Source organism: Lactiplantibacillus argentoratensis (assembly GCF_037290055.1).
Taxonomy (GTDB): domain Bacteria; phylum Bacillota; class Bacilli; order Lactobacillales; family Lactobacillaceae; genus Lactiplantibacillus; species Lactiplantibacillus plantarum.
Map to the genome: position 1 here is coordinate 2,884,525 of NZ_CP147647.1, position 25,279 is coordinate 2,909,803.

18 protein-coding genes are annotated in these 25,279 nt (G+C 44.8%); 5 read left to right on the top strand and 13 right to left on the bottom strand.

The features are described 5' to 3' along the window. The first annotated feature begins 370 nt into the window (after positions 1–370). Positions 371–1,762 (top strand): branched-chain amino acid transport system II carrier protein, encoded by a 1,392-nt coding sequence (gene brnQ, locus V7R88_RS13820; RefSeq protein WP_226320061.1) that lies wholly within the window; start codon positions 371–373, stop codon positions 1,760–1,762. A gap of 143 nt (positions 1,763–1,905) precedes the next feature. Here brnQ and V7R88_RS13825 read toward each other — a convergent pair whose 3' ends face one another. Beyond that, positions 1,906–3,852, bottom strand: a complete 1,947-nt coding sequence (locus tag V7R88_RS13825) for a PTS sugar transporter subunit IIA (RefSeq protein ID WP_057717241.1) — start codon at positions 3,850–3,852, stop codon at positions 1,906–1,908. An 18-nt stretch (positions 3,853–3,870) separates the two neighbouring features. Further along, on the bottom strand, positions 3,871–5,922 hold the full coding sequence (locus V7R88_RS13830) for a beta-galactosidase (protein WP_057717242.1): 2,052 nt from the start codon (positions 5,920–5,922) through the stop codon (positions 3,871–3,873). A gap of 246 nt (positions 5,923–6,168) precedes the next feature. Here V7R88_RS13830 and V7R88_RS13835 point away from each other — a divergent pair, with 246 nt between their 5' ends. Beyond that, positions 6,169–7,179, top strand: a complete 1,011-nt coding sequence (locus tag V7R88_RS13835) for a LacI family DNA-binding transcriptional regulator (protein ID WP_054397484.1) — start codon at positions 6,169–6,171, stop codon at positions 7,177–7,179. A 127-nt stretch (positions 7,180–7,306) separates the two neighbouring features. Here V7R88_RS13835 and V7R88_RS13840 read toward each other — a convergent pair whose 3' ends face one another. The 6 genes from V7R88_RS13840 to V7R88_RS13865 form a co-directional block, all read right to left on the bottom strand. After that, positions 7,307–7,903: a Fic/DOC family protein gene (locus tag V7R88_RS13840; protein ID WP_054397487.1), complete on the bottom strand. Its 597-nt coding sequence runs from the start codon at positions 7,901–7,903 to the stop codon at positions 7,307–7,309. Next, positions 7,900–8,352: a helix-turn-helix domain-containing protein gene (locus V7R88_RS13845; RefSeq protein ID WP_224272157.1), complete on the bottom strand. Its 453-nt coding sequence runs from the start codon at positions 8,350–8,352 to the stop codon at positions 7,900–7,902. The genes V7R88_RS13840 and V7R88_RS13845 overlap by 4 nt, the downstream gene beginning before the upstream one ends. Positions 8,353–8,563: 211 nt before the next feature. Further along, complete coding sequence (locus tag V7R88_RS13850) at positions 8,564–9,571, bottom strand: LacI family DNA-binding transcriptional regulator (protein ID WP_072535167.1); 1,008 nt, start codon at positions 9,569–9,571, stop codon at positions 8,564–8,566. 133 nt (positions 9,572–9,704) lie between these two features. Then, complete coding sequence (locus V7R88_RS13855) at positions 9,705–11,168, bottom strand: UDP-glucose--hexose-1-phosphate uridylyltransferase (protein WP_054397490.1); 1,464 nt, start codon at positions 11,166–11,168, stop codon at positions 9,705–9,707. Further along, entirely contained in the window at positions 11,168–12,172 is a 1,005-nt protein-coding gene (gene galE / locus V7R88_RS13860; RefSeq protein ID WP_013356033.1) for a UDP-glucose 4-epimerase GalE, read from the bottom strand. Before galE ends, V7R88_RS13855 begins: the two co-directional genes overlap by 1 nt. A gap of 64 nt (positions 12,173–12,236) precedes the next feature. After that, positions 12,237–13,400, bottom strand: coding sequence for a galactokinase (locus V7R88_RS13865; RefSeq protein WP_033609029.1), 1,164 nt, complete (start codon positions 13,398–13,400; stop codon positions 12,237–12,239). Positions 13,401–13,682: 282 nt separating this feature from the next. Here V7R88_RS13865 and V7R88_RS13870 point away from each other — a divergent pair, with 282 nt between their 5' ends. Then, the gene (locus tag V7R88_RS13870; RefSeq protein ID WP_057717243.1) at positions 13,683–15,563 is read left to right on the top strand and encodes a glycoside hydrolase family 2 TIM barrel-domain containing protein; all 1,881 of its coding nucleotides are present in this window, start codon (positions 13,683–13,685) and stop codon (positions 15,561–15,563) included. Beyond that, the gene (locus V7R88_RS13875; RefSeq protein WP_338816273.1) at positions 15,547–16,506 is read left to right on the top strand and encodes a beta-galactosidase small subunit; all 960 of its coding nucleotides are present in this window, start codon (positions 15,547–15,549) and stop codon (positions 16,504–16,506) included. Before V7R88_RS13870 ends, V7R88_RS13875 begins: the two co-directional genes overlap by 17 nt. 99 nt (positions 16,507–16,605) lie before the next feature. Here V7R88_RS13875 and V7R88_RS13880 read toward each other — a convergent pair whose 3' ends face one another. From V7R88_RS13880 to V7R88_RS13900, 5 genes are all read right to left on the bottom strand, one after another. Next, a complete protein-coding gene (locus V7R88_RS13880) occupies positions 16,606–18,822 on the bottom strand; it encodes an alpha-galactosidase (RefSeq protein WP_057717245.1) in 2,217 nt (738 codons plus the stop codon). A gap of 96 nt (positions 18,823–18,918) precedes the next feature. After that, positions 18,919–20,877: a glycoside-pentoside-hexuronide (GPH):cation symporter gene (locus V7R88_RS13885; RefSeq protein ID WP_338816274.1), complete on the bottom strand. Its 1,959-nt coding sequence runs from the start codon at positions 20,875–20,877 to the stop codon at positions 18,919–18,921. A 327-nt stretch (positions 20,878–21,204) separates the two neighbouring features. Further along, a complete protein-coding gene (locus tag V7R88_RS13890; protein ID WP_003643066.1) occupies positions 21,205–22,239 on the bottom strand; it encodes an aldose epimerase family protein in 1,035 nt (344 codons plus the stop codon). A gap of 122 nt (positions 22,240–22,361) precedes the next feature. Then, positions 22,362–23,357, bottom strand: coding sequence for a LacI family DNA-binding transcriptional regulator (locus tag V7R88_RS13895; protein WP_003643067.1), 996 nt, complete (start codon positions 23,355–23,357; stop codon positions 22,362–22,364). A gap of 326 nt (positions 23,358–23,683) precedes the next feature. Then, positions 23,684–24,706: an aldo/keto reductase gene (locus V7R88_RS13900; protein WP_338816275.1), complete on the bottom strand. Its 1,023-nt coding sequence runs from the start codon at positions 24,704–24,706 to the stop codon at positions 23,684–23,686. Between the two features lie 183 nt (positions 24,707–24,889). On the opposite strand from V7R88_RS13900, the gene V7R88_RS13905 reads away from it, so the two are divergent. Beyond that, positions 24,890–25,258: a pyridoxamine 5'-phosphate oxidase family protein gene (locus V7R88_RS13905; RefSeq protein ID WP_057717247.1), complete on the top strand. Its 369-nt coding sequence runs from the start codon at positions 24,890–24,892 to the stop codon at positions 25,256–25,258. Positions 25,259–25,279 lie beyond the last annotated feature (21 nt).

The following is a 25,279-nucleotide window of genomic DNA, read 5'->3' on the forward strand; positions in this document are numbered from 1 at the left end:
ATCGATTAACAAACACGCCGATGAACAAAGTAAACCTTCTGTGAATGCCTAGAGAGTGTCAGTTTGGTGCAATGACATCATGACCAGATCGTTGAAAATCAGTTCTGAGTGGCAGTGACGAGCTTAAGGTTAGTTGCTGTTGGTTGCTCCCATTATTGAGCCGAAGTATCGCAGGTGGCCGGCCACTTGCCGTACTTTTTGAGGTGACTCGTCGTAAGGCGGTCACAAAGCTAAGGTGGTAACACGTGTTCAAGCGTCCTGGTTTCTGAGTCTAACTCAGATATCAGGACGTTTTTTAGTTAATCGCAACTTTGACATGCCCGATGATCTACGCTTCATCGGCTTGATTAAATAAAGGAGTGCTGATTCTATGCTAAATCGAGTTCAAAAGAGAAATTTGACCAAACGTGATTACGTCACCTTAAGTTCCATGATTTTCGCCTTATTCTTTGGGGCCGGCAACCTTATCTTCCCACTTCACTTGGGTCAACTAGCGGGCGGTCACTGGGGCACTGCCGCGGTCGGCTTTCTCGTCACGGCCGTCCTATTACCCTTACTATCCGTCTTAGCCGTCTGCGTCACGAAGTCCAAGGGGGTCTATGACATTGGTAAACCACTAGGCGCAACCTTTGCCGTGGTCTTCATGGTTCTCATCCACTTTACGATTGGCCCCTTCTTTGGAACACCACGGACGGCCACCGTATCGTTCACCGTTGGTCTGGCACCGTTTTTCCCAGCAAAGTATCAATCACTCGCATTACTGCTCTTTTCCGCCGCATTCTTCGGACTCGCCTACTACCTGTCCGTTGAGCAGAGCAAAATCATGGCTCGGGTCGGCAAATTATTAAATCCATTATTTTTGCTATTATTAGTCGCCATCTTTGCCGTCGCTTTCAGCAGTCCGCTAGCTCATGCCGGTAGCACCAGTGCAACTGCTGCCTATCGGACCGCGGGTTTTACCAATGGTTTCTTGCAAGGCTACAACACGATGGACGCCTTAGCTGGGTTGGCGTTAGGCGTCACCATCGTCACTGCCGTTAACTTCATGGGCCAAACCGACCCGAACAAAGCCGCGTGGGTGACCGCCCGAGCTGGCTTCTTCTCAATGGCCTTTGAAGGCTTGATCTACGTACTCTTAATCTTGTTAGGCGCGCAATCGTTAGGTCAATTCAAATTATCCGATAACGGCGGGGTCGCCTTTGACCAAATCGTTAACCACTACATGGGTAGTGTCGGACAAGCCATTTTAGCCGTGTTGATCATTACCACTTGTTTGACCACTGCTATCGGGCTCGTCGCCGCCTTCGCTCAGGACTTCCATAAGCACTTCGGTTTCTTGAGTTACAAAGCCTGGTTGAGAATCACGTGTCTCGCCTCATTTTTAACTGCTAATGTGGGCTTAAACCAGATCATTGCCTGGTCCACCCCCGTTCTGATGTTCCTCTACCCGTTAGCCATGGCACTGATCTTCTTATCGATCCTTTCGCCACTCTTCCACAAGTCAAGTGTCGTCTACGTTTGGGTCGTCGTCTTCACCGTCGTCCCCGCCGTCTTTGACATGGTCGCCGCTTTCCCCGCCGTCGTTAGCCAAAGTGCTTTCGGTCAAGCAATGGCGCATGTCCAAAGCTTCTTACCACTTGCCAGCAGCGGGATGGATTGGTTAGTCCCTGCACTGTTTGGTGCCGTCTTTGGCGCGGCCCACTACTTGCTATTACAGCGGGCAAAAGCCAGCGCTGGCATGGAAGTACCGATGAAACGCTAACCGGTACCGTACTTTTTGAACAGTTTAATGAATGCTAAATAAGCACTGCCCACTATTATGTGAGCAGTGCTTATTTGATACCTCAAGTCTAACACGAACGATTATCGCAATGAGTCAGTGTTGTCATGACCGACAACGACAAGCTATTTGAATGTGACTTTCATTGCTGATTGACCATGCTGTACTTCTGTTGACCAAGCTTCAGTGTGTGCTGTAACGCGACCGGGTTGTGTAAAGAAAGTCACAACCACATCGTCATAACCACTCTGTTTGATCAGATCACGATCAAAGGTCATCAGTAAATCACCAGCGTGTACGACTTGCCCATCTTGATAATAAGTCGTAAAGCCAGCACCACGGAGGTTAACCGTCCCGATCCCCACGTGAATAATTGTTTCAAGACCGTCAGCTGACACGATTCCTAATGTATGTTTAGTTGAGAACGTAAACCGAATCGTCCCATCGAATGGCGCGTAGAGGCGACCATCACTTGGCCGAATGGCGAAACCAACTCCTGGTAAGCCTTGTGGTTGTGCGGCACTTTTGACATCCGCTAATGCGAGCGGTTGACCGCTTACTGGTGCTAAGATTTCAGTGGTCAGCGTGTCAGATGCAGGCGTTACCGCAACATCCGCTGCTTCCCCGGTTGCTAATTTGGCCTGTAACTCTTCAACAATTTCGGCATGTTTCTTTTCGGTAATGGTTACTTTAAATGTAAAGACTAACAATGACAAGATCGCACATGCTAACGGCAAGTAAAACGCTAAGAGTTCAAACGTATGAATATTACTTGCAGTCATATCGGCGGCCGTTGCACTACCAGTCATACCAGCAACCAAAGCAATGGCACCGACGATACCGTTAGAAAAGGCACCCGTAATTTTGTCGAGCATCGGCCGAACGGCAAGCACCACCGCTTCATTACGATTGCCATTCTTCAATTGACCGTATTCAATAGCATCGGTCATCGATAGGACCGTGACTAATTGGGCAAAGTTAATATTGAAAAGCACTAATCCGATAATCAATAGGGTCAAATTCGTCTGCGCAACAATAAAGATAATATAGGCTAAAATCATTGAGCATTGACCGAGTGCAAAGAGCACTTTCCGTGGAATAAACCGGTTCAAGATTGGATATAGTGGTGACGTCACAAAACCGATCACAGTTGCGACCGCCCCAGCAATCCAAAATTCACCAGGTTTACCAATCACGAATTTAAAAAGATAGAATAGGACCCCGTTGGTTGTCACGTATGCTAATGAATAGAATAAGTAACCCAGACTGACCCACATAATTTGGTCATTCTTGATAATGCCCATAAAGACACCTTTGATCGTCGTCTTTTGTTTGGCTGCTTCCCGAATCGCATTGTGCTTCTCACTGGTTCCAAAGGCGACAAATAGTGCGGAAATGACTGCCACAATACCGACAATAACGGCAAACGCTAGCCAGCCTTGTGGACCTTGGGTATGCTTACCAGTTGCGATAAAGGTAAAGTACGTGGTAATCGGTACAACGACCATCGTCAGGCCGTTCCAACCGATCGTCCCAGTAAAACTGCCAAGCGCCGTGAAAATCCCCCGGGCATGACTATCTTCACTAATCGCTGGAACCATGCCCCAATACGAGACATCTGTTAACGAATAGAAGACATCCAGGATAATAAATAAAATCACAAAAACAATTGCAAATAAAATCCAGTTTACCTTTGCTAATCCAAAGATTCCTGAGAAAATAACGACTAATAAGACCGAACTGATAATACTCCCAATTACTTGCCAAGGCTTAAACTTACCCCAACGTGTTTCCGTATTATCAACAATATTACCTAAGATTGGATCGACAACGACTTCCGCTAAGCGAATCACCACCACCAGTCCTGTGATTAAACCAATCAACCGATTGGCGATAGCCGGTGCAACGCCACTAAACATCCCGCTAGTGACAAAGACGATAAAATAAGTACTCAACGCACCATAGAATGCCGAGTGTCCTAAGTTACCTAATCCAAAGGCAACGCCTTCATTAATTTGATGCCATGATAACTTTTTCTTGGTTACTGGTTGTTGTTCAACATTTTGTGCCATTAATTTCACCCCACTTAATTATTTATTCATCATATAGACTTGAACACCATAGCTGGCCAAGTCTTGCTTGCCACTGACCACTTGATTCTCAAAAATCTGCCGTAACGGCACTTCAAGTGTCACCGTCGTTGGTCGATGACTAAAATTGATCACGAAGTAATAGCGCGTCGTCGCATTCTCTCTAACTTGAATACTTACCTTGGCATTCGCTTTGATCACTGGCAAGGCCGGTTTAAGTTCCAAGCTTGTGGCAAGCCGTTCATAGAAAGCATCCAAGAAGTCAGTATCGGTCCGCGCAGCCAAATAATACGCCGCTCCCTGGCCCAATTGATTGACCGTTACGGCCGGCGTTCCAGCATAAAAGTCTTTTTGATACGTGCCGAGGACTTGTGCCGTTGTCGTCTCAACTACATCACAATAATCATTCACTTGATACGCTTGGTGATAAGCAGTCAACGCATTATGTTGTTGCGGATATAATGTGTCAGTTTCCTGAACTTTAATCCCGTAAGTTGCTTCTAAGTCAGCCAAACCATCACCTTGATAGGCTAAGAAATTACGATCGACAACACCCGTAATATAGGTGCCAATCAGATGCCCGCCCTGTTGCACATATGCTTTAAGCTTAGTTGCAAACTGGGCGCTCATCATGAAGTGCATCGGATCAATCACCAAGTCATAGGCCGTCAAATCATCAGTAGTCGCAATAATTTCAACTGGAATATCATGTTTCCAGAAATACTGGTAATGTTCTTGAATCGTGCGCCAGTACTTTTTAGTTTCGTTAGCGTAGTTGCGGGCATCATCTAACCCCCACATGTTGTCATAATCAAAGACAATCGCGACTTTAGCTGCAGTTCTGGTTGTTCCATGCGCGGCTTGTAAGCTTTGTAAGTCCTGACCAACTTTTTGAACGTCCTTAAATGCCCGCGTATTTGAGCCACGATGGTTGGCAATGACGGCGCCATGAAACATTTCAGAAGCTCCTAATGATTGATGTAGTTGGAAATACAAAACTGAGTCGGCGCCATGGGCAACCTGTTGCAAGCTCCCCATTTCGTGCATACCTGGTCGTTTGGCACGATTATATGGGTGCCAATTAACCTGTGACGGTGTGCTTTCCATAATCAAGTAGTTATCATGCTTGAGGCTCCGCATCACGTCATTCATCAAAGCTGTTTTCATGGCCAAGTGGTCCGTACTTTCGTAACCATTACTCCAATTAGGATATGAATCCCAACTCACAATATCGACATGCTTCGCAAACTTCTGATAATCCAAATCATAAAAGACGTGTGATTCTGATGGGTTGCCACCCATAAAATTAGCTGTCACAGGGATATTAGGTGTCAGCGCTCGTAACGGTTTGATCTCATTGTCAAAAAAGTCGATCGTCCGGTCTGTTACAAAACGATGCCAATCCAGGTTAAGTCCCATTACATTCGTATCACCCAGCGGCGACGGTGCCTGAACCTGATCCCAACTTGTATAATCGTGACTCCAAAAAGCACCACAGTAAGCATGGTTCAAATTGGCTAACGTTTGATACTTCTTTTGAACCCACTGACGAAAGGCCTGCTGGCACAAGTCACAGTAACAAGCACCGCCATATTCATTAGAGATATGCCATAGCAGCAGGCTTGGGCGTTGACCGTAACGTTCCGCCAACTTCTGATTAATCATTTGAACCTTTTCTCGGTAAACTGGCGATGTGTAACAGTGATTATGGCGCTCGCCAAATTGATTTCGCTGTCCGTGTTCATTGACACGTAATACTTCTGGATATTTCTCAGCTAACCACCGTGGCCGAGCCCCGCTTGGCGTCGACAAAATGATCTTAGTCCCTTGAGCCTCGGCACGATCGAAAATTTGATCTAACCAGCTAAAATCATACTGCCCCTCAGCAGGCTCCAACTTGTCCCAGGCAAAGATTCCCAACGTTACCGTATTTAACTTAGCGGTCTTAAACGCTTTAAAATCCTGCTTAATCACGTCGGGTTGATCGAGCCACTGGTCCGGATTATAATCACCACCGTGCAAAAATTCTGTTGTCTTTAATGGATTGGACATTCAAACGCACCCTCACTTCTATCAACTTAATTACGCTTTAACAGCTCTTATGATAAGCGCTTTCATTTGTGAATGTAACCCGTTTTACTAAAATAATTACTAAATATCGGTAAACACTATTTACGTTTTGTTTATATTCATTACTGCTTTTATTAGCGATAATGAAAGCGTATTATTATAAGTGAAGCTTTTTAACTCTGGTAATCATCTGTTTAGTAACTTGTTTGTTGAAAGGAGTCTTCCACTGTGCCGACTATTCGTGAAATTGCCGCTAAAGCGGGCTATTCACCGGCAACCGTCTCACGGCTGTTGAATAATGATCCGTCATTTTCAATCTCGGATCATGCTCGCAAAAAAATACTACAAACTGCTCAAAACTTGAATTACGAACAACCAAACACCACTCACGGCCTTGCCTATCAGATAGCTACAATCTTCGCTGTCCAACCAAAACAAGAACTTGAAGATATTTATTTCAGTAATTTGCGTCAGAGTCTCGTTGAACACGGAAAACAGGCTAATTTAAAGCTCACCTTTTATCCGGATATCGACCACATTCCCCACGACATCGACGGTGTGATGGCAGTTGGCGAATTCGATTCTGATGCGCTCCATAAATTGCGCCAGCTAACACCCCACAGAATCTTCGTTGATTCCAATCCAGACCCGCATCACTTCAATTCGGTACAGCCTAACCTCCAAGCAATTACCGAACAAGCCATCGATCAATTGATAGCCGCAGGTGACACGCCCATTGGTCTCATTAACGGCGGCTACTGGAATAAAGATCAACAAGTCACCCATCAACAAGATCCGCGTCAAAAATACTTTGAAAGTCGACTACGCGAGTTACAACTATTTGATTCGCGGTTTCTATTCATCGGTGGTGAATTCTCCGTTGCAAGTGGCTATCGCTTGGGACAACAAGTCGTGCAATCGTTGAGTAAACAAGCATTGCCCAAAGGGTTCTTAGTCGGTTCAGATCCGTTGGCCGTGGGTGTCTTACAGGCTTTCAATGAAAACAAAATCACAGTCCCCACTGATACCGCAATTATTAGTATTAACGATATCGACATTGCGCGCTACGTTTCACCACCATTGACGACTTTCCACATTGACACAGACGACTTAGCCGCACAGGCTATCACAACATTGAAAGATACGATTATTTTTGACCGTCCACAGAAGCGCATGGTATTAGTTGATGCTAAATTAATTTATCGGAAAAGTTTTGTGAAACCGACGAATAAATCATAATCATACCAATTAAAAAACACAGTTTAAGTGAATTTAATACTAAAAAATCGGGCAAACGACTAAGTCATTTGCCTGATTTTTTACCAATTTCAACTTGTCATATCGTATATTATCATTACTCATACTTTTATTTCAAAACTTCCAGGAACACCTGTGCCATCATCTCAGCATCATCTTGAATTGACGCTTGCATGTAAGCGTCCTGCTGTTCCTGGGTGTAATGAATGTCAAAACCATGTTGCCAAGCCAAGACCTCAGTAAACAGCCGTGTCGTGCGGCCGTTACCTTCCCGAAACGGATGAAACATGTTGATTTCGGTGACAACTTGCCCTAAAGCCTGTGCAACTTGTTCCCGGTCATCCGGTAACAGCGCAAAATTGTCGAGTTGGCGTTGAATATCTATCTCAGCATTACCAAATAAAGCCACCGGGTGAAAAAACGTCACCACGCCATTCGCAGTCTTGTTGAAATCAACTTCGCGATAGTGACCGGCCCAGTCGTAAATTTCACCGAGCAAAAACCCATTGATCAATTTTAGCTCTCCAATTTGACGTCCTGTCAATTGATGAGAGTCTGGCAGAAGATAGTGATGGCGGGATAATTGCTGTTGCCGTTGCGTACTCACTTTGTACTCAATTTTCTGCAAAGTAGCCGCTTCAGTAATGCCTAAGCGATTTTTCAAAATACCGTTTGGTTGTAGGTAGTCCGCCCATACCTTTCTCATTCGGCTTTACGATTGGTCGAAGTACGTATTCTTGCTAGCATCTCTTGTGCGCTAATCGGCCCTTCGTCATAGAAACGACGAGCGTCTTGAACATCTTCCTTAGTCGGCTCAAAACCCTCATACATATTGCTGATAATTGCATTCATGGTCGCCCGGTATTCCTCTTGATTCCGAAACTGCACACCCATGATGGTGAACTTCTGATCATCGTGTTCTAAATACATAATCGTATTCTCCTCCTCGAGGTTTGTCAGTGCGGTATACACCGCATCGTCCGTAGCCAAAATCTGAATCAAACGTACCGCGGTGCCACTTGGTTGGTAGTCCGCTTGTTCCCAGTGCTGCACCGTTCTAACCGAGGTGTTGAGTAACTTTGCCAGCTTTGCCTGACTAATTTGGTAATGTTGCCGAATCTCCTTAAGGATTGTGGCAGTTGTTTTCATCTTCATCACCTCACTCATAATTATACCCTTGAAGGGTACAATTGTCGTTATTATGGCCTCACACCTTAGCAAAACAGATCAACTAATCAGAAAGCAGTGGCATGACCGATCAATCCCAACTAGTGCCCCATCAAAGTTATGCCCCGCTTGTTAACAATCGGGTGGCACATTAATTAATTACAATATTTCTGCCAAATTTCACGAACACTCGCTGATTTCATTTAGTGCTTTCACGTTCTACCAACGTCGTCCCCAGTTCAATGCGCTGGGCTGCTTGACGATCATCTTGGAATCGGCTCACCAACAAATCGATGGCCGTCTTTCCCATCAGTTCAGTCTCAACATTGACCGAACTAATCTCTGGATACACATATTCGGCCAGCGTCGTGTTATTGAAGCTAAACAACTTGACCCGCTGTGGCACAGCAATATCAGCTTGTTGTAACGCTTTGAGCGCACCGGCTGCCATCGGATCATTAGCGATAAAGAAGGCGTGTGGTAAGCGGTCACCTAACATTTCAATGGCCCGTTTCATCATCAGATAACCAGATTGACTAGTGTAATCACCAGCTAATACATACTCAGCATGATAGGCATGATGCCGCTGCAACGCCTGTTCAAAGCTTTGCTGACGTTGATTGGGAATCTCCACCTGCTGATCAGTGGACCACTCTTTGCCATAAATCATGCCGATATCTTGGATACCACGCCGCCAAAAATAATCAACGACGCGGTTAGTAGCAAACGTAAAATCAGTCACCACACTGCTGAATCCCTGAGCAAACTGATCGTCATCAACAAAAACAAGCTGGTTTGACAAACGACTCAACTGTTGTACTTGATCAGGGCTAAATTTCCCCACCGCCACGATTGCATCAATATCATCACCGACCTGATTTAAATTATTCTGGAAGATACTCGTCGTCGTAAAACCACACACTTGAGCTTGATGCTCAATTCCTTTACGAATCGCTAAATAATATAAATCATCATGTTCTTGAGTCTTAGAATACCACTGAATCACAGCGATATTTTTCCGCATTAGCGCCTTGACGTGCTGACGTTTACGCTTACTGTACCGCAGCTCGCCAGCAATCGTAAACACGCGCTTGCGTGTCTGCTCGCTCACTGATAGTGTCTTGTCATAATTTAAGACCCGCGATACCGTCGCTAATGAGACATCTGCTCGTTGCGCAATATCTTTTAACGTTACGGCCATCGTCATTCCTCTTTTCTCTTAATTAGCACTGAATAACAAACGTGGGCCAACTGGGCGCAACACCATTTACCAATCATGAATCGTCGGTAAATCGCGTCTGCAACACCCCGTTGCCCCACGTCTTTATTTGATTAACAACTTAATCGTACATTGCTGCGACAAAACGATCAAAGGCTGTCTCACCAGCGTCATCCCACTTAAAGACCCCAGCGTCAGCCAGAACCCGGGCAAAGACGTTGCCGACCGCCGTATCAATAACAGTCGTCACGTTGTCAGCGGTGATGGTATTAGTGGCCTTCAATTGATCAGCCCATGCTTGATGCATCGCGACCATTTGATTAGGCTGATCCAACAAGTATTTGCCGACTTCAGCTAATTCAGTCTTCAACCGGGCTGGTAAAATGGCCCGTCCCATCACTTCAATCAAGCCAATATTTTCTTTCTTGATATGTTGAACATCCTGATGTGGATGGAAGATGCCATCTGGAAATTCAGCAGACGTCTGATTATCACGCAAAACGATATCTAATACGTAGTCATCGCCAACTTTGCGTGCAATCGGTGTCGTTGTGTGATGACGTGTGCCATCCGTATAAGCCCGAACATCCACACTCTCGTCCGAATAATTCTTCCACGTCTCATGAATCTTCACAGCGGCATCCGTTAATGCAACCAAGTCCTGACTCGTCAGCCGAATCGTCGACATTGGCCATTTAACGATCCCAGCCTTAACACCCGCGATACCTAAGTCAATCGTGCGTGCAATTGGCGCTTTCATCATTGGAAATTCGTGCCGACCACCTTGGTAATGCTCGTGTGACAGCATTGAACCACCAACAATTGGCAAGTCCGCATTACTGCCCACAAAGTAATGTGGAAATTGCTGAACAATTTCAAGTAAGTTGGTAAAAGTTTGCCGGTTAATGACCATTGGCCGGTGCTCTTGATCCAAGAAAATCGAGTGTTCATTAAAGTAAGCATATGGAGAATATTGGAAACCCCAAGTATTGCCGCCAAGGGTTAAGCGAATAATTCGGTGATTGCTCCGTGCTGGGTAACCGAGCCGGCCTAGATAGCCTTCATTCTGCATACATAGTTGACAGAGTGGATAGCCATCTTGCGGTTGGTTGCGCGCTGCCGCAATCGCCTTAGGATCCTTTTCAGGCTTCGATAAGTTGATGGTAATCTCTAAGTCACCAAATGGCGTTTTTGCTGGAAATACCACGTTTTTCGCAATGGCCCGCGTCTTGATATAATCATTAGCTTTGCTTAAGTTAAAGAAATAGTCGGTTGCCGTTTGCGGACTAACCTGATACTTATCCCAAAAACGTTGGTTTAATACAGATGGTAACGGGGTCACAAGATCCATCAATTGATCCGCTAAGATATCTTCATCCGATTGGGTCGCTTCGATCTTGCCATTTTGAATCGCCGTTTTAACCAAGGCATCGGTTAAACTCGTTAATTGGTCATCGCTTGCCGCGATCGGATCACCCTCGCCGACCAAACCAAGAACCCGGTTATGCACATAGATTCGGTCTAATTCAGTATATTGCGAAGGCGACGCAATCACCGCCGTGACAAATTGATCTAAACTCGTCATTATGCTTGGCCTCCCCGATCATCATAGCCAGCCGGATGACTTTCTTTCCAAGTCCAAGCCGTCTTGATAATTTCTTTCACATCATCATACTGCGGCGTCCAGCCTAAAACGGTGCGCGCCTTGTCACTAGCGGCAACCAATGTACTTGGGTCACCAGCGCGGCGTGGTGCCATAACTGCTGGGATTGGCTTACCAGTGACTTCGCGAGCAGCGTCTAGCATTTGTTTGTTGGAGAAGCCCGTGGAAGAGCCCAAGTTAAACGCATCGCTATCGTGGCCCTGCTTCAGATATTCCAAAGCTAAGATGTGCGCGTCGGCTAAGTCGACCACGTGAACATAGTCCCGAACATTGGTCCCATCCGGAGTTGGATAGTCGTCACCGAAGATCTGTAATTGATCCCGTTCACCAGCAGCGACTTGTAAAATGATTGGGACGAGATGTGTTTCTGGTGCGTGATCTTCGCCGATGCTACCATCAGGCTTAGCCCCCGCCACGTTGAAGTAACGTAAGGCCACGAACTTAATCCCGTAAGCCACATCTGACCAGTGCATGATCTTTTCCATCGCTAATTTGCTTTCACCGTATGGGTTAGTTGGCACTTGTGGATCCGATTCCTTGATTGGCACCTGCTTAGGTTCACCGTAAGTTGCTGCGGTCGATGAGAAGACGATCTTCTTCACATCGTGCTTAGCCATCACTTCAAGCAACTTAACCATCCCTGCCGTGTTGTTATCAAAGTACTTGAGCGGATCCTTCATCGATTCAGGAACAACTGAGAAAGCTGCAAAATGAATGACACCTTCAACGTTTTCTTGGTCAAACACGGTATTCATGAACGCCGTATCCCGGACATCACCTTCATAAAAACGCGCGTGTTCATTGACCGCTGCCCGGTGCCCCGTGACCAAGTTATCAACAACCGCCACGTCATACCCCTTTGCAACCAACCGATCAACTGCGTGTGAACCGATGTAGCCGGCACCACCTAAAACTAAAACTGCCATTCTAATTCCTCCTCAATATTTCTCAATGCTTACTGCTAATTTGTATTTTAAATCAATTCTTTTATTAAAGTTCCTTAGGGCCGTCTGCGATTTCAGCAATGTAGAAATCAGCGTCGTAACCAATCGTGTCGCGATAAACTTTACCGACGTTTTCCTTAAAGGCATCAACTTGGTCCTTATCAACGATGGCAATACCACAGCCACCAAAGCCAGCGCCAGTCATCCGCGCACCAAGCACGCCTGGTTGTTTCCAAGCTGTTTCGGCTAATGTATCCAGTTCTTTCCCAGTCACTTCATAGTCAAAGTGTAGTGAAACGTGGGAAGCCGTCACTAATTCGCCAAAGGTCGTTAAATCATCGTCAGCCAAGGCCTTAGTTGCGCGAATGGCCCGTTGATTTTCGAAAACAGCATGGCGGGCGCGTTTGATCAAGGTTTCATCATTGATTAAGTAGGCCGCTTCGTCAAACTGGTCGTTAGTTAAATCGCCAAGTGATTTGATGTCCAACTTAGTTTGTAAGCGGCGTAATGCTTCTTCACATTCAGAGCGGCGTTCATTATATTTTGAATCCGCCAATTCGCGCCGTTTGTTCGTATTCATGATAACGATTACGTTGTTGCCTAACTTTACGGGTGCATAAGAATAGTCCATGGTGTTGGTATCAAGTAAAATTGCTTGGTCCTTTTTACCCATTCCAACAGCAAATTGATCCATGATCCCGGAGTTAACACCAACATAGTTGTTTTCACACTTTTGACCGATCTTAACAAGATCTAATTGACTAATACCGAGATTAAAGCCGGTATTTAACATGATACCCGTTAATAATTCGATTGATGCAGATGATGATAATCCAGCACCATCAGGCATGTTGCCATGGACGTAGAAATCAAAACCATGATCGAACTTAACGCCGGTCTTCGCGATTTCGTCCATCATTCCCTTAGGATAATTTGTCCAACCAGCGGCTTTGTCGTACGACAGGTCGTTGATGTCAAACGTGACGATCCCAGCATCTGGAATGTTAGCTGAGTACATCCGTACCGTCGTATCTGTCCGGGGTGCATAAACACCATATGTCCCGATTGTAATCGCACATGGGAAAACATGGCCCCCGTTATAATCAGTATGTTCACCAATCAAGTTGATTCGACCAGGTGAGAAAAAGACCCGTTCTGGCTTGGTGTCAAAGGCTTCTGTAAACTCCTGTTTTAAGTCGCTAGTATTCATGAAAAATCCCTCCGTAAATTGTTTTACTAAAATTTTATTAGTTTGACTATAATGCTTTTTTGGGTTGTTGTCAACACCCTATCAATCCTTTAATAGCAATTTTGGTAACGCTTTATAGAGTTTTGATATTTTCAACTTTGCTTTCCAGCATAGCCCTTTATCCTTTCTGATAGCCACCGCCATTTAGTTAAATTTTAACTAAAACGACATATACAAATTTAATAATTTGTTTTATTATGAATGTAAGCGTTTTTATTATGTAACTTTGAAAGGAGCTTCCTCATGCAAGCTAATCTTCAATGGTTAGATGACCCAGAAGTCTTCCGGGTCAACCAATTACCTGCACATAGTGATCACCATTATTATCACGACACAGCAGAATTCAAAACGGGTAGTCGCTTCATCAAGAGTCTCAATGGCGCTTGGCGTTTTAACTTCGCCAAGACACCGGCTGAACGCCCAGTTGATTTTTATCAACCCGATTTCGATGCAACCGACTTTGATACGATTCAGGTTCCCGGTCATATTGAACTAGCCGGCTATGGTCAAATTCAATACATTAACACGCTATACCCATGGGAAGGTAAAATTTACCGTCGCCCACCGTATACCCTCAATCAAGATCAATTAACACCAGGCCTATTCAGTGACGCTGCGGACAACACCGTCGGCTCGTACCTCAAAACCTTCGATCTCGACGATGCTTTTAAAGGGCAACGGATTATCATTCAGTTCCAAGGGGTAGAAGAAGCCCTGTACGTCTGGTTAAATGGCCACTTTGTTGGCTACGCTGAAGATAGTTTCACCCCTTCAGAATTCGATTTGACACCGTATATTCAGGACCAAGGTAACGTTTTAGCGGTTCGGGTCTACAAACGCAGTACTGCTGCCTTTATTGAAGACCAAGATATGTTCCGCTTCTCTGGTATTTTCCGCGATGTCAATTTACTGGCAGAACCTGCTAGTCACATTACTGATTTAGACATCCGCCCAGTTCCGAATGCCAATCTTAAAAGTGGCGAGCTCAACGTCACTACTAAAGTAACCGGTGAATCAGCCACTCTTGCGCTGACCGTTAAAGACCATGATGGGCAAGTACTGACGAGCCAAACGCAAACCGGTAGCGGCAGCGTAACCTTTGATACCATGTTATTTGACCAACTGCACTTGTGGTCACCAGAAACACCGTATCTCTATCAATTGACAATTGAAGTTTACGATGCTGATCATCAACTCTTGGAAGTCGTCCCGTATCAATTCGGGTTCCGGACGGTCGAATTGCGTGATGATAAAGTCATTTACGTCAACAATAAACGGTTGGTGATCAACGGGGTTAACCGGCACGAATGGAACGCCCACACTGGTCGCGTTATCAGTATGGCCGATATGCGCGCTGATATCCAAACCATGTTAGCTAACAATATCAATGCCGATCGGACCTGCCATTATCCTGATCAATTACCTTGGTATCAATTATGTGACGAGGCCGGTATCTACCTAATGGCCGAAAATAACCTCGAATCGCATGGATCATGGCAAAAGATGGGTGCTATCGAACCTTCTTACAATGTTCCTGGCGATAATCCACACTGGTTAGCAGCGGTGATCGACCGGGCCCGTTCAAACTACGAATGGTTTAAAAACCACCCATCGATCATCTTCTGGTCACTTGGCAATGAATCGTATGCCGGCGAAGATATCGCGGCGATGCAGACTTTCTATAAAGAACACGATGATTCACGACTCGTCCACTACGAAGGTGTTGTCCACACACCAGAATTAAAAGATCGCATTTCTGATGTTGAAAGTCGGATGTACGAAAAGCCCCAAAATATTGTAGCTTACTTGGAAGATAACCCAACCAAACCTTTCCTAGATTGTGAATATATGCATGACATGGGGAATTCTCTTGGCGGTATGCAATCATATAATGATTTGATCGACAAGTACCCGATGTATCAAGGTGGTTTTATTTGGGACTTTATTGATCAAGCGCTCTTTGTTCATGACCCAATTACCGACCAAGACGTGCTCCGGTATGGCGGTGATTTCGACGAACGCCACTCCGATTATGAATTCTCCGGTGACGGCTTAATGTTTGCCGACCGGACGCCAAAACCAGCAATGCAAGAGGTGAAATATTATTATGGCTTACACAAATAATCAATTACACGTTATTTACGGCGACGGGAGTTTAGGACTACAGGGGGCTAATTTCCACTACCTCTTTAGCTATGAACGTGGCGGACTTGAATCACTCGTCGTCAACGACAAAGAGTGGCTCTACCGCACGCCTACGCCCATCTTTTGGCGGGCAACAACCGATAATGATCACGGTAGCGGCTTTTCAGTCAAATCCGCACAGTGGTACGATGCCGATAAATTCTCAACTTGTCAAGATATCGAATTGACGGTTGACGACCAACCAGTCACACCGTTACCAATTGCACCACTCAATAACAAGTACACGGATCACGAAGTTGCCACGAAAGTTTCACTGGCTTACCACTTCGTTACTACGACCGTTCCTAGTACCATCGTCACAGTGACTTATACGGTGACAGCAGACGGTCAGATCAATATCGCCACCCATTATAGCGGTCAGTCTGATTTGCCAGAGCTACCCGCATTTGGTCTGCGGTTTATCATGCCAACTACCGCGACCGGCTTCGACTATACCGGTTTGTCCGGTGAGACTTATCCTGACCGGCTGGCTGGCGCAACACACGGGCAATTCCACGTTGACAGTCTGCCAGTCACACCATACTTGGTCCCACAAGAATGCGGCATGCACATGCAAACTGAACAAGTGACAGTAACGCGATCAACAACACAAAATAACGCTGACCACGACAACACACCATTCAGTTTGACATTTAGCCAAGCCGATGCCCCATTCGCCTTCAGCTGCCTTCCCTATACCGCCGCTGAACTAGAAAACGCAACACACATGGAAGAATTACCATTAGCACGGCGAACGGTCTTATCAATCTACGGTGCCGTTCGTGGGGTCGGTGGCATTGATAGTTGGGGAACGGACGTAGAAGCCCCATATCATATCCCCGCTGATCAAGACATTGACTTCAGCTTTAACATTCATTTCTAAAAATTAATTTGATTTCAAAAGAACGCTCCGGCAAGTTATATGCCAGAGCGTTCTTTTGGATTAACGATAATCAAGTTTTAATATGCTTAACGGCTGAGCTTAGTCCTTAGCCTTGAAGTAATGTACCTGCGCCGTAAAGTCACTAGTTTGAACGGGAGTCGTGTAGAGTCCTAGTTGCATCAATTCATCGCCACCGTACATTTTATTTGTGTCGGTCTCAACGTAGGTCTGCTGAGGGTCTAATCCCGCTAACTTCGTAATATGCGGTTCTGGTTGAACTGCACCTAAAATAACGAAGGTGAACAGCAAGGCTTCTTTCTGATCCGGACTAACAAACATCCACGCGACCGTATTAGATTCAAACGGGCTCTCTAATCGATAGAAGGTCCCGTATTGAACTAACTCACGGTGCTGCTTATAGAAGGCGACCTGCGCTTTAACGGCCTGCTTGTCCGCATCACTTAGTTGGGCCGCGTCCAGTTCATAGCCCAAGGTACCACTCATTGCCACAGCACCACGCATCTTCATCGACGTCGACCGTCCTAACAATTCATCCGGGCTCGTCCCAACATGGGCGGTAATTGCAGAAATTGGATAAACGAGTGAAGTCCCATATTGAATTTTGAGCCGTTCAATCGGGTCATTATTATCTGATGGCCAACTCTGTGGCATATAATACATTAAACCAGCATCAAAGCGGCCACCACCGCCAGAGCAGCCTTCAAATAAGATCTGTGGATAGCGTTTTGTTAAACGCTCCATCAAGTCATATACACCTAAGATAAAGCGGTGGCTAGTCTCACCTTCATGAGCTGAATCGCTATGTGGCGAATAGACTTCCGTTAAATTGCGGTTCATATCCCACTTGATATAATCAATGGGCACCTTATCAAGAACTGCGGTCATTTGTTCAAAAATATTGTCGACAACATCCGGTTGGCTGAAATCAAGCACGTATTCGTTCCGCGATAACGTTCGACCACGATCCGGTACGCCTAGCACCCAGTCAGGATGGGCCCGATAGAGTTCGGAATCAGCCGAAATATTTTCTGGCTCGAACCAAAGTCCGAACCGCATCCCTTTATCATGGGTCCGTTTGCTAATATCCGCTAAGCCTCCTGGTAACTTGTTCCGATTAACAAACCAGTCACCTAGCGAACTATTATCATCATTTCGATGACCGAACCAACCGTCATCCAGCACAAACATTTCGATACCCAGTGGTGCTGCAGCATCCAAGATTGATTGAATCTTGTCCGCATCAAACTCAAAGTAAGTAGCTTCCCAATTGTTGATCAAGATCGGCCGGAGATCGTGCTTGTAACGACTGCGCGCCACGCGATCACGCAATAAATCATGGTAGGTTTGCGACATACCATTAAGCCCCGTCGTCGAGTATACCATTGCAACCTCAGGCGTTTGGAAACTAGCACCGGCCGCCAATCGCCAGTCGAAATTATATTCATTGATTCCCATAGTCAAGCGCGTCTGACCAATTGGGTCCCGTTCTAAACTAATCTGGTGGTTACCTGAATAAATTAGCAATGCACCAAGGACATTGCCTTGAAATTCATTAGTATTCGGATCAGCTAGCGCCACAAAAGGATTCATATGATGAGAACTAGCACCCCGGCGACTTTCAAACTGAGTTACACCTCGATGGAGCCGTTCACGACTAAGCTGGCGCTCACGCGCATAGCTTCCAGGTAACGAAATGGCATCTAATGGTTGGGTTGGCAGGTCCATCTGCATCGAAGCCACTTTTTCTAAGTCGACAGCTTGCTCACTGTGATTAATCAACCGAACGCTACGCGTGATAACTGGCCGATCCCGATAAATCGTGTAGGCTAATTCGAGTGTCACGCCTAATGTGGCATCTCGCAACGTCACAATCAAAGTTTGGGCTTCATCCTCATCTTCGACATAAGTTTGTGGCAAGCCCTTAAGTTCCGGCTTACCGGCTTCCATCCGGCAGTCTTGATAACGAAAATCAACTGTTCGAGCACCATTGGCCGCGCGAATAATCGCGGCGGGTTGCCGATAATCACCGGTGTTATTGCCACCGTATTCCTGTGGCAAATCATCCTTGGAATAGCTTCGATCAGTCGTATTCGGTAAATTTCCTGAGAACCCCCGATCAATCCGGGGATACTGACGCTCGCCATGATAACCCCGAACCCGTGGGCCAAAGTACAAGTGGGCTAGTACGTTTCCCGTCTCCACGCCTAGAATATACGAGATTTGATCGTTATGCAGGTGAAAGACAAGTTGTTCTTCATCAATGTCAATTAAAGTCTGCTGCAACGTTACTGCCATAGTAAAATCTTCCCTTCGCTATTAGCTTTTTCTATTTCAGTTCACAAAAAGAGCTATTAATGGCTCGCGTCATTAATAGCTCTCCTCGTAAAGAAACTATGCTTGATCCGGTAAGCCGACATTCGATAATTGTAAGACATCTTCATCATCTTGTACGGTGGTTCCTGAATCTTTAAGATACGTAAATTCGGGCATATCTTTATAGTTTGTAATAACGACCATAACGGTATCATCCAAGCCAGCCTTTTCAATTGCTGGTTGCCAGAATTCAATTAATTCTTGCCCTTGTGTGACATGGTCGCCCTTCTCAACGTACTGAACAAATCCAGTCCCACGCATCTTAACGGTACCAATCCCAATATGAATTAGCGTTAAAATACCGGTGTCAGAGCGTAATCCAATCGCATGGCGAGTCGGGAAGGTTGCAACAACTTCACCATCAAATGGTGCGACAACGCGACCATCCGTTGGTTTAATGGCGAAACCTTTACCCATACTACCGTTTGCGAAGGCTTCGTCAGCAACATCTTTCAAACTGATCAGTTCCCCGGCAACAGGATCTTGATAAACCGTCGTCTTGGCATCGGCTTCCGCTTCAACTTCAGCAGGAGTTTCATCGGTTTCCAAGTGAGTTGACCATGTTTTTTCAAGTTCATCAACGATTTGTGCATGCATCTTTTCATCCAACTTAACCTTCTTGAAGAAGATGAATGTCCCAATCAAAATCATAGCAGCAGGTACACCGAACATCATTAACTTGAAGATGGCAGCGCCATGGCTAGTCACATCACCAGCAGTGGCACCAGCTGTCATCCCAGCCCAAACAGCAGTTAAACCAACGACACCGTTAGAAATCGCACCGCCTAATTTATCAAGTAAAGGCCGAACGGATAAGGTTAAAGATTCGTCACGATGACCAAACTTCAACTGCCCATATTCAACAGAATCACTCAAAACCATCAAAACAACTAAGAAAATTAATGGTTGTGGAATGTAAAATAATACGGCCGCTGTTAAGATCATTGGTAATGACTGACCAGCAAAGGCAAACATGATCAGTGAAATCATCATAATAACAACTGCTAAGAAGAACACTTTACGACGACTAACCTTCTTTGCTAATGGTGGGAAGGCCAATACGGCAAAAATCCCAATAATCGCATTTAGCGAACCTAATAGTGTAAACTTCGAGGCGTCACCCAAAATATAGGTGAAGTAGTAAAGTTCTAGTGAGTTCGTAATGGCAATCCCTGCCGTGTAGATCCCATACATCAATGATAACCACATCAATTGATCGTTACGGGCTAACACTTTGAAGACTTCCTTGAAGCTAGTCTTTTCAGTGTTCTTACGCAATTCAGAATCATTTTCTTTGGTTCCAAGTGCAACAACTAAGGCAGAAATCAAAGCGATTGCGGCAATAATGATCCCAAATGCCATCCAACCACGGTTGTCACCTTGACCACTGTTAGACTTAACAGAAAACATTAAGACGATTGGCATAACGATAACCCCAACGATGTTGGCACCAATGTTAGAGCCAACCCGGGCGTATGTCGCCGTCTTTTCACGTTCTGCTGAGTCAAATGAGATTGCTGGAATCATTGACCAAAAACCAACATCTTTAAACGAATAGAAAATATCCATTGTAATGTATAAAATTGCAAAAATAATTAAATATAGAATCGGGTTTGAGGTATTTAATCCGCCTAAACTCGTGAATAAAAGTGCTAAAACGACGGAACCTATAATCCCACCAATGACAATCCATGGTTTAAAGTGGCCCCACCGAGAATTAGTATTATCAATGGCATTCCCGATCAAAGGATCAATTGCTAGTTCCACGAACCGCAAACCTGCAATAATCATGGTGATCCAAGCAATCATTTGTGTTCCTTGAGCCCCACTACTCTTATCGAACAAGTGGGAGGTCACAAACATAATAAAATAAGTTGATAAAGTGGCATAGAAGGCATCGTGCCCAAACGCCCCAAACGAATAAGCAAGTCGCGATGTTATTTTACGACCTTTACTCTGCTTTGTCTCTGCATCCATAATCTCGCCTCACATCTTCCTTGAATAATTTACAAGTTTAAATGTAATCGTTTTCAGAAGTAATGTCAATGATTTTTAGTAAAATTTGTTCAAAAGTTTTATCTATACCGCTTTTGATTAGGACCTGCTAATGCGCCTATCGACACTGATTGCCCGCTTTCCAAGGGCTTAAGCAGTATAGTACTCATTATCTTACCAATGATCATCGTTTTACTAATCACGGTATTAATCAGATGCTCGGGACTTTGTTAACTAAATTAAACATTGTTTACTCATACGTTTACAAAAAAGGCGCCAGGCAGAACTCGCCTGACACCTCAACTAGTATTAATTTAACCGTTCATATTGGTACCGAATCGTATGCGTCACTGGTGCTCCTGGACGTAACACAATATCACCAAAATCAGGATGATTGATTGCATCAGGAAGTGTCTGGGCTTCCGTCGCTAACGCATTATATTGATGCGCGTCTTCCTTATCAGCATCAAACGGATTAGCCGTGAAGATAATAAGACTATTGCGATCTGAATAAATTTTTACTTGGCGCTTATCATCAGTATCCCCAACGATAGCAATTGGTTCTGCCGCACTTGGGGCAACTTCATACGCATCGTCAAATTCAATGCCACCATTCTCAGTCTTCAGCTGGTCTAATGCCTTTTCAACTGGTTGTGCCTGGTTAAAGTCATACGCTGTGCCTTTAACTGCTAATTTCTTACCAGTTGGGACTTTTTCATCATCAAATTCCAAGTGAGCTGCACTCGTAATCTGTAATTTTTGTTGGGCCAAACTGGTCCGATCATCAGTTGTGTTCCAATAAACGTGATTAGTTGGATTAAAGAGGGTTGCTGCATCAGTATCACCGGTAAATGCAATGGATACTTGATCCTGATTATCTAATGTAAACTTGATAGCGACATCCATATTTCCCGGGTAATTATCATCACTGGCGTTGATATGCTTCTTCAAAGTCACACTGACACTATCATTGGTTTGGCTAAAAGCACCTTCAAAGTTCAGCGTGTTAAAACCATGATTCCCGCCGTGTAGCGAATGGGTTTGTTCGTTCATATCAACTTGATAGGATTGATCATCGATTTTGAACTTAGCGCCGCCAATCCGGCCAGCAACCCGACCAATTGATTGACATAGGCAGTATCCCACTCGTTGATAGTCAGTCATGTTATCAAGGCCCCAAATCAAGGGATGTTCAACGCCGTCTTCATTGACGACGAATTCTTGCCACGTCCCACCATAACTAAGGACCGAGATACGAGTTTGATGGTCATTGACCAGCGTATAACGCATTACATCTTGACCATCTAGTTGGTCAAACACCGTTTTTTTAGTTTCCAAAATCATGCACCTCCGTGTTATTTAAACCGCTTTCATTTAGAAGTATACCAGAATTTCTTGAAGTTGAGTAAAACTTTTAGTTAAAATACTAAAAGAACGATCTGGTTTCTATCCCAGATCGCCCTTCACTACTTGGAACTTGCTCGCTCAACCAGATTAGTACCCAGCTCAACCCGTTGTGTCGTTGTTCGCCCTGCTAGTCGACTGATGACCAAATTAACTGCGGTCGCCCCCATTAACTCAGTATCTACGTTAACTGCGCTTAATTCGGGATAAACGAATGTCGCCAGCGAAGTATTGTTAAAGCTAAATAGCTTCACTCGTTCTGGCACCTGGATGCCACTAGCTTGCAACGCTTTAAGCGCACCTGCCGCCATCGGATCATTTGCCACAAAAAAGGCTCCTGGTAGTTGATCTCCCAACTTACGAATGGCTTTTTGCATCATTTTAAACCCAGATTCACTAGTATAATCGCCCTTAAAAACGAACTTAGGATCAAACGCATGCCGTCGTTCCATCGCGGCCCGAAAACCTAGCATGCGTCGATCAACTACCGCTAACTGATGGTCGGTTGTCATTTCTTGACCGTGAATAAAGCCAATATGATGAAAGTTGCGTTGCCAAAAATAATCGACAACTTTTTCTGTGGCCAACCGAAAATCAGTAATGACACTATCAAAACCAGCATCAAACTGATCATCATCTACGAATACTAAGTTGTCAGTTACTGATGCCAAGTCCTTGACTTGTGGCTCGCTGAACTTTCCAACTGCAATCACTGCATCTACGTCTGGTCCCAATTCTTGTAAATTATTTTGGAAGATCCGAGTCACTTCAAACTGATTATCCTGTCCACGACGTTCAATCCCCATCCGGACTGACATATAATATAAATCATCTTGTTCCTTAGATTCCGAATACCATTGAACAATCGCAAGTCGCTTGCGCGCCGTCGTGACAGTATGCCGTTTATTTTTTGAATACTGTAATGCTTCTGCTGCATCTAGGATTCGTTGGCGCGTTGTATCACTAACAGACAATGACTGATCTTTGTTTAACACGCGCGATACCGTTGCCAATGATACGCCAACTTTATTTGCAATATCTTTTAGCGTCGCCGCCATGAATTGGCCCCCTTAAGTTCAAACTAATTCTTACTACCATCTAAAGTCGCTATCGCATGATTTATTTGCAAATTATTTTAATTTTCAAGTATTGCGCCGAACTTCAACGCATAATCGTGATAACTATCATGTAAAACTTTATCATTAATTGTGAAAATTGGCGAATTTAAACACTAATTTATTTAGTAAAGGCCCTACTGTGCGTGCAAATCTGTAAAATTATGTTATTATTAACTTAACTATTAGGTACAGAAAGGGCCATATCCTCGGATATGGCCCTTTCTTTTGCGGCTCTATAACATTGACTATAGCGAATTGTGCAAACGCTATGAACGACCAGCATTCCAATCAATTGCCGGTTGTTCGGTAAGAATCTGTTCAATCGTTGCTAATTCTGATTCGCTAAATTCCAGCTTTTCCAACGCCGCAACGTTATTGACCACCTGTTCTGGCCGACTAGCGCCAATCAGAACACATGCTAAGGCTGGTTGACGTAGGTTCCACGCCAGAGCCATTTGAGCTAAGCTTTGCTTCCGTTGTTGTGCGACTTCATTTAAGCGTTTCACCGTCGCTAGTGTTTGTTCCACCTGAACTGGACTCAAGAATGGGATCGTTTGTTTATTGGCCCGTGAATCTGTCGTGATTCCATGCAGATACTTGTCCGTCAATAACCCCTGTGATAGTGAGCTAAAGCCAACCGCCGCCTTATGAGTTGCTTGTAGAACGGGGAACAAGTCCTGTTCCACCTGTCGATTAAACATATTATAGCGTGGTTGGTGAATAATGTATGGGGTTCCTAATGATTCAAATATCTTGGTCATAGCAGCCGTCTGCTTGCCATTATAATTTGAAATGCCTACATACAATGTCTTACCCTGCCGTACTAGCTGATCAAGCGCAGTGGCCGTCTCCTCCATTGGTGTTTCAGGATCAGGACGGTGACTATAAAAAATATCAAAGTAGTCTAAACCAGTTCGCTGCAGACACTGATCAGCACTGGCAATAATACTTTTTCGTGACCCCCAATTGCCATATGGTCCCGGCCACATCACATAGCCGGCTTTACTAGCAATGACCATTTCGTCACGGTATGGCCGCATATCGGTAGCCATAATACGACCAAAATTAGTTTCTGCACTGCCGGGCTCCGGGCCATAGTTATTGGCTAAGTCGTAGTAGGTAATTCCCAAATCAAAAGCTTGATGAATGATTGCCTTTTGATTAGCGATCGGATCAACGCTTCCAAAATTATTCCAAAGACCTAGTCCGATTGCTGACAGCTTCAAACCACTATTGCCTACTCGATTATAAATCATATGGTCATAGCGCTTCTGGCTTGCTTGATACATATTAAACACCCTCTCGTTATTCGTTCCTAGCTAAAGTTACCGCTTTCATTAGTAAAAAGCAACGCCTGGTTTTACCATGCTACCTCCGCTAAGATTATTGAGATATCGAACACTCTCGCTTGATAATTTATATATATCAATTACAATATATTATTAGAATATAAACGTAAAGGAGTACTTATTATGGACCCTAAATTTATTGAAGTTATCAAAGACACGACCCCCGCAACCATCGTTACAGTCAACGCCACACCAGCACACGTCGTCAACACCTGGAGTCATTATATGCAACTTATCGATGATCATACCCTATTGATCCCATCGGCTGGCATGCACTCAATTGAGGCCGATTTTGCTACCGACAACCACATTACAATTGCTGTCGGTAGTTACAAGGTTCCCGGCACAACTGGTACTGGCTGTGGTTTCCACATTCATGGTACCGGCAAGTTTGAAATTAGTGGCGCTTATTTCGATCAAATGCATACTAAGTTTGATTGGATTCGCGCGACCCTGGTTGTCACAATCAACGATGTGGAACAAAAGATTTAACAACTAAAATCTAGACTAAAA